The sequence below is a fragment of the Burkholderia sp. ABCPW 111 genome, from assembly GCF_000773065.1.
Lineage (GTDB): Bacteria > Pseudomonadota > Gammaproteobacteria > Burkholderiales > Burkholderiaceae > Burkholderia > Burkholderia savannae.
The window spans coordinates 18,613-27,064 of sequence record NZ_JPWT01000107.1; the positions used below are offsets into that span (position 1 = coordinate 18,613).

At 68.3% G+C, this 8,452-nt stretch carries 9 protein-coding genes; 6 read left to right on the forward strand and 3 right to left on the reverse strand.

Annotation, left to right across the window (positions count from 1 at the left end):
* Positions 1–7: 7 nt before the first annotated feature.
* Entirely contained in the window at positions 8–724 is a 717-nt protein-coding gene (gene plcR / locus X946_RS24390) for a phospholipase C accessory protein PlcR (RefSeq protein ID WP_038753149.1), read from the reverse strand.
* A 972-nt stretch (positions 725–1,696) separates the two neighbouring features.
* On the opposite strand from plcR, the gene X946_RS24395 reads away from it, so the two are divergent.
* Entirely contained in the window at positions 1,697–2,212 is a 516-nt protein-coding gene (locus tag X946_RS24395; RefSeq protein ID WP_038753150.1) for a hypothetical protein, read from the forward strand.
* 124 nt (positions 2,213–2,336) lie between these two features.
* On the opposite strand, the gene X946_RS36430 is transcribed toward X946_RS24395, so the two are convergent.
* On the reverse strand, positions 2,337–2,861 hold the full coding sequence (locus tag X946_RS36430) for a hypothetical protein (RefSeq protein ID WP_235364059.1): 525 nt from the start codon (positions 2,859–2,861) through the stop codon (positions 2,337–2,339).
* A 20-nt stretch (positions 2,862–2,881) separates the two neighbouring features.
* Between X946_RS36430 and X946_RS35300 the strand changes: the two genes are divergently transcribed.
* Both X946_RS35300 and X946_RS24405 read left to right on the forward strand, forming a co-directional pair.
* On the forward strand, positions 2,882–3,331 hold the full coding sequence (locus X946_RS35300; protein WP_161788694.1) for a hypothetical protein: 450 nt from the start codon (positions 2,882–2,884) through the stop codon (positions 3,329–3,331).
* Between the two features lie 79 nt (positions 3,332–3,410).
* The gene (locus tag X946_RS24405) at positions 3,411–3,704 is read left to right on the forward strand and encodes a hypothetical protein (RefSeq protein ID WP_038753152.1); all 294 of its coding nucleotides are present in this window, start codon (positions 3,411–3,413) and stop codon (positions 3,702–3,704) included.
* A 280-nt stretch (positions 3,705–3,984) separates the two neighbouring features.
* On the opposite strand, the gene X946_RS24410 is transcribed toward X946_RS24405, so the two are convergent.
* A complete protein-coding gene (locus X946_RS24410; RefSeq protein ID WP_038753154.1) occupies positions 3,985–5,217 on the reverse strand; it encodes an MFS transporter in 1,233 nt (410 codons plus the stop codon).
* Between the two features lie 109 nt (positions 5,218–5,326).
* On the opposite strand from X946_RS24410, the gene X946_RS24415 reads away from it, so the two are divergent.
* From X946_RS24415 to X946_RS24425, 3 genes are all read left to right on the forward strand, one after another.
* Entirely contained in the window at positions 5,327–6,313 is a 987-nt protein-coding gene (locus X946_RS24415) for a LysR family transcriptional regulator (protein ID WP_052145168.1), read from the forward strand.
* Positions 6,314–6,465: 152 nt separating this feature from the next.
* A complete protein-coding gene (locus X946_RS24420; RefSeq protein WP_038753156.1) occupies positions 6,466–7,359 on the forward strand; it encodes an RNA polymerase sigma-70 factor in 894 nt (297 codons plus the stop codon).
* A 456-nt stretch (positions 7,360–7,815) separates the two neighbouring features.
* The gene (locus X946_RS24425; protein WP_038753158.1) at positions 7,816–8,268 is read left to right on the forward strand and encodes a carboxymuconolactone decarboxylase family protein; all 453 of its coding nucleotides are present in this window, start codon (positions 7,816–7,818) and stop codon (positions 8,266–8,268) included.
* The last annotated feature ends 184 nt before the right edge of the window (positions 8,269–8,452 follow it).

Below are 8,452 nucleotides of genomic sequence, written 5' to 3' on the forward strand. Positions count from 1 at the left end.
GGCTCGCTCAACGGGTGTCGGGACGGGACGACTGGTCGAACAGCTGAACGCGCAGCGCCTGCAGACGCTGCGCGATGACGGCCTGTTGCTGGCCGGGATCGGAAATGCTCGCCTGCACCTGCATGACGATGTCGCGGCTCTGCTGCGCATAGGCCTGATAGCGCGGGTCCTGCGCGGGCGACGGGCCGACGGTCTGCCGCGCATAGGCATCCCACTGTTGCCGCATCGCCTGGATGGCCGCGCTGCGCGTCGCGGAATCCGCCGTCGTGTCGGCAACCAGCGCGACGCCAATCGCCTCGGCCTGCACCGGGACAATTTCGTTGCGCGCAACATGCTCGGGCAATTCCGCAAGAATCTGATGGGCCAATCGGGCTCTTTGCGCAACCGGCATGCTGTTCCTGCCTTCGCCGTATGCGGCGACCCGATCTCGGAAGCGAGCGAATGCAACGATGCGCTGCACCTGCGCTTCCGCGTCCGCGCGGCCCGCAAGACTCTTTCGCAGTGCGACGAGATCCAGCTTGCGCTCAGCGGGGCCGGCGTCGGCGAGCATTTCGCTCGGCGTCGCGCCCGCGGACGGTTCGACCCGTTCGCTCGGCGTCGCACCGGATTGCGCGGGCCAAGCGGCGGCGGCCGGCGACGGCGTCACGTATCGCCATACCGCAACAGCGGCACCGATCATCGTCAACAGCGATACCGTTCGCCAAAGCGTTTTCGATTTTTTCACGGCGTCTCCTGATCGGGCCGTCGCGACACTTCACAGTTTGCTTTCGAGTAGGTTCTATGTCGAAACATACCCGTGGTCAAAGCGCGCGCTAGAAGGTATCCACTAGCCGCAAAACACGCATCGGACGCTCGCATTGCCTGCATTTCCTGACATATCGCGGCGCCGGGGCGCGCGCCGCTTTACGGGCGGGTGTCGGCCATCGGGTTTCCGTCGATGAATGGTGGTGCGTGGTACGTGATGTGTGCGGTCGACGACTGTCGACGTTCGGTGTCCAAACGAAATGAGCGAACGTCGCGCCGATGGAGCGCAACGATTCGCCGCGATGTTTCGCAAGCATGGCCAACGGCGCGCGGAACGTCTTCCTCCGGGCGGTCGAATCGATCGGTGCGCCCATCGACATGGTCCGCAGCGCCGGTCATACGCCAGTCATACGCGCAATGACGATCCGACATTCGGCGCGAACGAACGCTCGTTGTCGTTCAGGCGGAACGGCGACATGATGCACGCGACGCAGTCGTACACGTGCGCCGGCCCTGCGTTCACGTCGATCGCGCATCTCACCGGCATCTCACCGGCATCACGCCGACGATCGTGAACTCGACGCCGTTCCCTTCGCGCTGACGGCGGCGCGGTGTATTCCGTGACCGGAACCGGTGCAAACATGGGCATCGACAAGCAAGCGGTCGCGACGCGCAGCAAGGCCGCCTTCGATACGCCGGACGCGGGCGCGAAGACGCACGACATCCCGATGTCGAACGACGAGGTGAGCTGAGTGTCGATTCAATCGACGTCCAGTTCACTCGTCGCGTCCGGGCCCGTCGCGATCGCGAATCTGAACGGCCGCTGTCGATATGTGCGGGGGCTCGGCGCGCGACGCCGTGCGGCTATTCGATCGACAATTTGCGCGTGCGGGGACAGCGAAGGCGTGATTCGCGCGGCGGCACGGGCGGACGATTACCGGAGGCATTGGTTATGAAACGAGCCATCGAAATCCTCGATCTGATTCTAAAAGTGCTGTCGTGCATCGCCATTCTCGTCGCAGGCGGATGGGCGGCATGGATTTTCTGGCTCGGCGGTTCGACAGACTGGCAGAACAACATCACGCTCGACACGCAGGTGCTGCCCTATCACGACAACCTCCGCCTGCTCGTGATCCATGCAAAGTCGAAAAACCCGCGCAACAGCACTTTCGCGTTGACCAGCAGCAACAAAGACACGTACCAGTTGCGCGTACGCAAACTGCCCGTGGATGCGAAAGCCGGAACCGTGTTTCACGAGGACGAAGGAGAACTTGTCGCGAGCGCAAACTTGCTGGAACGCGCAGGCGACAGTTACGAGTTCCTGCCCAATGCCGAAATGGACGATATGCAGGCCGTCGTCCTGCCGGCCGGCAGCATGGTTTCGGTGATTGCAGAAATGAAGATTCATGCAGGTACATATAACTCCGACGAAAATTCCACGTCGGCTATCGTTCGCATCGCACCGTGAGCCGACGCGATGCACCCTGTTGCGCCCTAACCGCCCGAGCGCATGCAAGGTCGCCCCCAAGAGCGAGCGCGCGCGTATCGGCCGACGTTTCGAGCGCCGCCGCGATGCAGTTCCACCGACATCGTCACATTTCGCAACGGCGTTGAAGAAAAGCGCGCGCATCCGCCAACCATCGCGCGTCGACCGCGACCCGAGCCTGTCCGGTCAGGCTCGACATCCGCGCGTTCATCGAGCGTCGAATCACCGTCCGCCGATGCGCACCGGCCCGTTCCGCCATGATCCGTGTCGCTACCGGGATCGGCATTGCCCGTCTCGCGCGCCGATTGTCGGGCGCGGCATCGACATCGAACGACCTCCGCTTCACAGCCGCGCTGCCGCCGCGGATCGACGAGTCGCTAGGGTCGAGCAAACGATCGTCGCCGCCTTTCGGCGGACGCTCTTCGCTCAACTCGAGCAGCCCGTCTTCGCGGCTCGGTGCGGAGCCGATCGTCGTGCGCGTCGGCAGATCAGGCGAATCGCGCGTCGGCCCAGGCGCGCGGCGCGTTCGGTGTTCGGTGTTCGGTGTTCGGTGTTCGGTGTTCGGTGCTCGGTGCTCGGTGCTCGGTGCTCGGTGCTCGGTGCTCGGTGCTCGGTGCTCGGTGCTCGCCATGCGCCGAACTGGCGAAATTCGTGGATCAACCGCCACCGGATGCGCCGCCAGACGCCGCGCCGGAACTGCCAGACAACGCCATCGACACGGGCTGCACGCCGCCCGTCGCGCCGGTCGGACTCGAATCGGCGTTCGAGCCGCCCGGCTTCGAGCAGGATGCCATTGCCATTGCCATTGCCATTGCCATTGCCATCGCCATTGCCATCGCCAATCCGGCCGTCGTTACCCCAACGGCAACCGCATGCCATACGCTTCGAGAAAATTCGGGTTGCATAGCCCCTCCCGCAGTGAGCGAATCCATCGCGCAGCAGGCGATGCACCGCGCATCCCGGCCGCAGCCGCGTGGCGAACCGTCATCGGCCCATCGGCCGCCTGCTGCACGCTCGCGGCCGCCCGCAACGTGCTCGCGCCAGCCGCGGCGTCGCCCCGCACGCTGCGCCGCACCCGCCGCCGCGCCCCGCATCGCCTAGAATTTCCTTCAAAGGACAACAACGAAAGACGGCCGCGCGACTGGCGCCAGATGCGCCGAACGCGGCCCAGGAGACAGCCATGTCCGAATCGCCACTCCCGTCTCGACACGTCGATTACGAAGGCTTCGAGATCCACGTGTCGCCGGCCCCGACGCAGGCCGACGCAAACCGCTACACGTACGCCGGCTACGTGTGCCACCCGGGCGCCGATCCGGCGCTGCCCGGTCACACCGTGCCGTTCCATGCGGACGGCGAAGAGAGCTTCCGCAGCGCCGACGAGGCGTTCCACGAGGCGGTGTCGATCGGCCGCAGCATCGTCGACGGCACGCATCCGGATCTGTCGGTGCTGTCGCTCGTCACGCACGGTTATTGATACCGCGATGTCGCGCGACGAGCCGTGCGGAGTCGGCGACGTCGCGATACTTGCGGCCGCGATGGCGACGGCGGCCAGCATCCGGCGTCTGAGCCCGGCTCCGGCCACGCAACGTCGAGCCGACCGACAACGCGCCGCATCTCGGCACGCCGACGCCGCAGCGGAACGGCACGCTGAAGCATGTCCGGCTCGTCCGGCTGTGCGCGGCCGAACGCCTGACGCGTCGACAAAAAAACGAGACGGCTCGCGAGCCTGCGCTCGCGCGCGCCCGATTCGCGCGTCATCTGAGCACGGGCGCCCCCGCCGCGCGTGCGCTCGTGCGCGGCGCGGCCACGTATCGCCGCGAGATCCCCAATGCAATCAGCGCGGCGACCGTCAGCGCCGCAGACGCCGGTGCGAGCCGGCCCACGCCCCACGTGTCCGCGACCCGCCCGCCGAGCGCCGAGCCGAGCGAGATGCCGGCGAAGATCCCCGACGAATTGAGTGCGAGCGCCATCGCACGGTAATTCGGCTCGAGACCCACGACGCGCCGCAACTGCGACGGATAGAACAGATCCTGCATCAAAGCCCAGAGCGCGAGCAGCGCGAGCGCCGCCGCGAATCGCGCGCCGCCGGCGAAGCCCGCCGTCGCGAGCGCGGCCATGCCCCCGAACACCGTGAACACCACGAGCATCGCGCCCATCGCCGCGCCGAGCAGCGAATCGGCCGACCAGCGGCGCGCCACGCGCTGCGCGACGAGATTGCCGAGCACGCCCGTCACGCCGAACACGAGGAGCGCGAACGCGCCGTCGCCCGGGCTCGCGCCGAAGCGCCGATGCAGCAGCGGCAGGATCAGCGTGTACGTGCAGAAGAACGCGCCCGTCTGCAGCACGACGACGGCGAGGCCCGCCGCCGTCGCGGGACGCGCGAGCAACGCAAGCAGCCCGCCCGGGCGCATCCGCTCGCCGCGCGACGCGTCGCGAACCGTGCAGGCGATCCATGCGGCGCTGCCGAGCGCGACGGCGGCGAGCCAGCCGAATGTCGCGCGCCAACCGAGCGCCTGCGCGACCCAGGCCGACAGCGGCGCGCTGACGACGCTCGATAACGTCACGCCGACGAACACAATCGCGAGCGCCTTGCCCTGCCGCTCGGCCGGCGCGAGCCCGGCGCCGATCGCGGTCGCGACGGGGCTCACCGCGCCCGCGCCGACGCCCGCGACGATCCGCGTCGCGAACAGCCAGCCGAAGCCCGGCGCGAACGCGCCGGCGAGCGTCGCGAGCGACGTCGTCAGCAGGCCGGCGATCAGGACACCGCGCCGCCGCCGATGCCCGATCAGCATCTGCAGCATCGGCGCGCCGAGCGCGAACGCGATCGAGAACGCCGCCATCAACAGCGCCGCGCGCCCCGGCGCGATCCGCCAGTCGGCGGCGAGCGACGGCAGCGCGCCCACCACGCCGTACGACATGCTGCCCATCGCGAAATTCGCGCTGGCGAGCGCGCGCAGCGCGTGACGCTCGGGTTCGTGTGTCTCCATCGAATCCCCTTCAAATGTCCCGATCGCGGCCACCGAAGCCGCGCTTGGCGACAGTCTGCGCACCCTGTTGGTATATTTGAAATCGATTCTTCGTATTGGAGCCATTCACATGGGAAATACGTCGACCGAATGGCGCGGCGCCGATCTCGCGCTGCTCGCCGCCCTCGACGTGCTGCTCGAAGAGGCGAACGTGACCCGCGCGGCCGCGCGGCTGCATCTGAGCCAGCCGGCGCTGTCCGCGCAACTGGCGCGCCTGCGCGAGCTGATCGGCGATCCGCTGCTGCTGCCCGCGAAGAACGGCCGCGGGATGGTGCCGACCGCGCGGGCGCTCGCGCTGCGCGGCCCGTTGCGCGGCGCGCTGCGCGAGCTGCGGACCGCGCTGCGTCACGGCGCGGCGTTCGATCCGTCCACCGACGAACGCACGTTCCAGATCGTCGCGAGCGACAACGGCTTCGTGATGGCCGGCCTCGATCTCGTGCGACGCGTCGCGACGCGCGCGCCGGGCGTGCGTCTCGCGTTCCGCAACCTGCCCGCCGACGCCGCGGGTGCGATGCTCGAGCGCGGCGAGGCCGATCTGCTGATCGCCGCCGATTTCTCGGTGCCGCGCACGACGGTCGCGCGCCCGCTGCTGCAGGAACGATACGTGATGGCGCAGCGCAAGGGACATCCGCGCGGGCTCGCGCCGCCCGACCTCGACGCATACTGCGCGCTTCGTCACGTGATCGTGTCGGGCGACGGCGGCGGTTTTCACGGCTTCATGGACGACCGCCTGCGCGCGCTGGGGCGCTCGCGGGCCGTCGCGGTGTCGGTCCAGCAGTACCATCTCGCGCCGCTCGTGCTCGAAGCGACCGACTACGTGTGCGCGCTGCCCGAGCGCTTCCTGATGCGCTTCGCCAAGCGGCTCGATCTGCTGCCGCTGCCGGTCGAAGTCGAAGGCTTCAAGCTGGCCGCCGCATGGCATCCGCGTCTGCAAGCCGATCCCGCGCACCGCTGGCTGCGCGACGAGCTGTTCGCCGTCGTTCGGCAGCGCACGGGCGAGCCGGAGCCGGAGCCAGCCCCGGAATCGGGCGGCGGCGCGCGGACGACCAAGCCCTGAGCGCCGCGCGCCCGTCGCCGGATGCGCTCCGTCCCCCGACAAACGGCCAAGCGCCGGGCTTCGGCGTATCGCCCCGCTCGCCGCTGTCACAAAAACGCGGCCCGCCCCGTCTTGGTGGGATGGACCGTTAGCCATTCAAGCCCCCTACGAACATGACCGAAACCTTCCGACCGAAGCCGTCCGACGAACCGTTCACCACGCTGCGCCCGCGCCTCTTCTCGATCGCGTACCGGATGCTCGGCACGCGCGCCGACGCCGAGGACGTGCTGCAGGACGCATGGCTGCGCTGGCACCAAGCGGATCACGGCGCGCTCGACTCGGCCGAGGCGTGGCTCGTCACCGTCGTCACCCGGCTGTCGATCGACCGGCTGCGCGCCGCGAAGGCGCAGCGCGACGCGTATGTCGGCTGGTGGCTCCCCGAACCGCTCGTCGACGTCGACGAGCGCACGCCCGAGACCGCGGCAGAGTTCGCCGACGATCTGTCGGTCGCGCTGCTGTGGGTGCTCGAGCGGCTGTCGCCCGAGGAACGCGCGGCGTTCCTGCTGCGTCAGGCGTTCGAGCGCGACTACGCGGAAATCGCGCAACTGCTCGACAAGAGCGAGGCCGCCTGCCGGCAGCTCGTTCATCGCGCGTCGACGCGCGTGCAGCAGGCGCACCGGCGCTTCGACGTGTCGCGCGATCGGCACCGGCAGCTCGTCGAGCGCTTCGCGCAGGCCGCGGCGAGCGGCGAGCGCGGCGCGATCCAGGCGCTCCTCGCCGACGACGTCGAGCTCGTCGGCGACGGCGGCGGCAAGGTGCCGTCGTTCTTCAAGGTGCTGCGCGGCGCGCTCCGGATCGCGAATCTGTACTGGGTCGTCGGCCGGCGTAACGTCGGGCGCATCGAATACCGCCTCGCGCAAATCAACGGCGAGCCGGGCCTGCTGCGCTTCATCGACGGGCAGATCGAATCGGCGCAGGCGTTCGTCACCGACGGCGCACGAATCGTCGCGATCTACGCGGTGCGCAACCCGGACAAGCTTGCGCATATCCCGACACGCGACGCGTGAACGCTGCCGGGGGGCGCGCGGCGGCCCGCGTCTGTGCGCGATGTCGCGCGGCGAATCGCGCGTCGCCGCCGCGGCACCGCGTGCCGCCGCGCGCGCTGCGCGACGGCTCATTGCGTTACGGCTCGGCTTCACTGCTTAGTTCGCTGTCGAACGGTTTGGCTTGATTCGATTCGACGCGCCTGACTTGGCCTGACTTGGCCTGACTTGGCTCGGTTTGGCTTGGTTGGCTCGACTCGGCTTGGCTTGGCTTAGCTCCGCTCGGCTCGACTCATAGCCAGCATGGTATGGCACGCCTCGAAGACCATCCCATCGTCCAAACGGCCATCGATTTCGACCCGCGCCGAGCCGCACCGCCCCTCTCTCCAGCAAAAAGTCTGTCACAAACGCGCGCCGCGACGCGTCTTGTAGGCGAGAGGGCCGCATCGGGCGGCCCCCGCCTTCAAGAGGAAACCGATCATGGCTCACGCCCCCCGTCTTCCGTACCCGAAGCTCGCGTCGAAATCGTTCAACGCGCTGCTCCATCTGTCCGAAACCGTGTGGAGCGGCTCGCTCGACAAGCGGCTCGTCGATCTCGTGTTCCTGCGCGTGTCGCAGATCAACGGTTGCGCGTACTGCATCGACATGCACTGGCGCGATCTCGTGCGCCTCGGCGTCGACCAGCGGCACCTGAACGCGGTCGCCGGCTGGCGCGAGGCGCCGTTCTTCGACGCACGCGAGCGCGCCGCGCTGCAATGGGCGGAAAGCGTCGCGCGAATTCCGCGCACGGACCCGAGCGACGCGGCGTTCGCGGAGCTACAGGCGCACTTCTCCGAAGCCGAGATCGCCGAGCTCGGCTTCGCGATCGCGACCATCAATGCATGGAACCTGCTCAACGTCAGCTTCAGGAATCCGATTCCGGAAGCGGTGTGAGCGGACGTCAGGGGCCGGTCGTCGCGCCGCAAGGGCGACGACCGCCTCGCGGCGTTCCGGCGTTCCGGCGTTCCGGCGTTCCGGCGTTTCGACGTTCGACGTTCGACGTTCGACGTTCGACGTTCGACGTTCGACGTTCGACGTTCGACGTTCGACGTTCGACGTTCGACGTTCGACGTTCGAC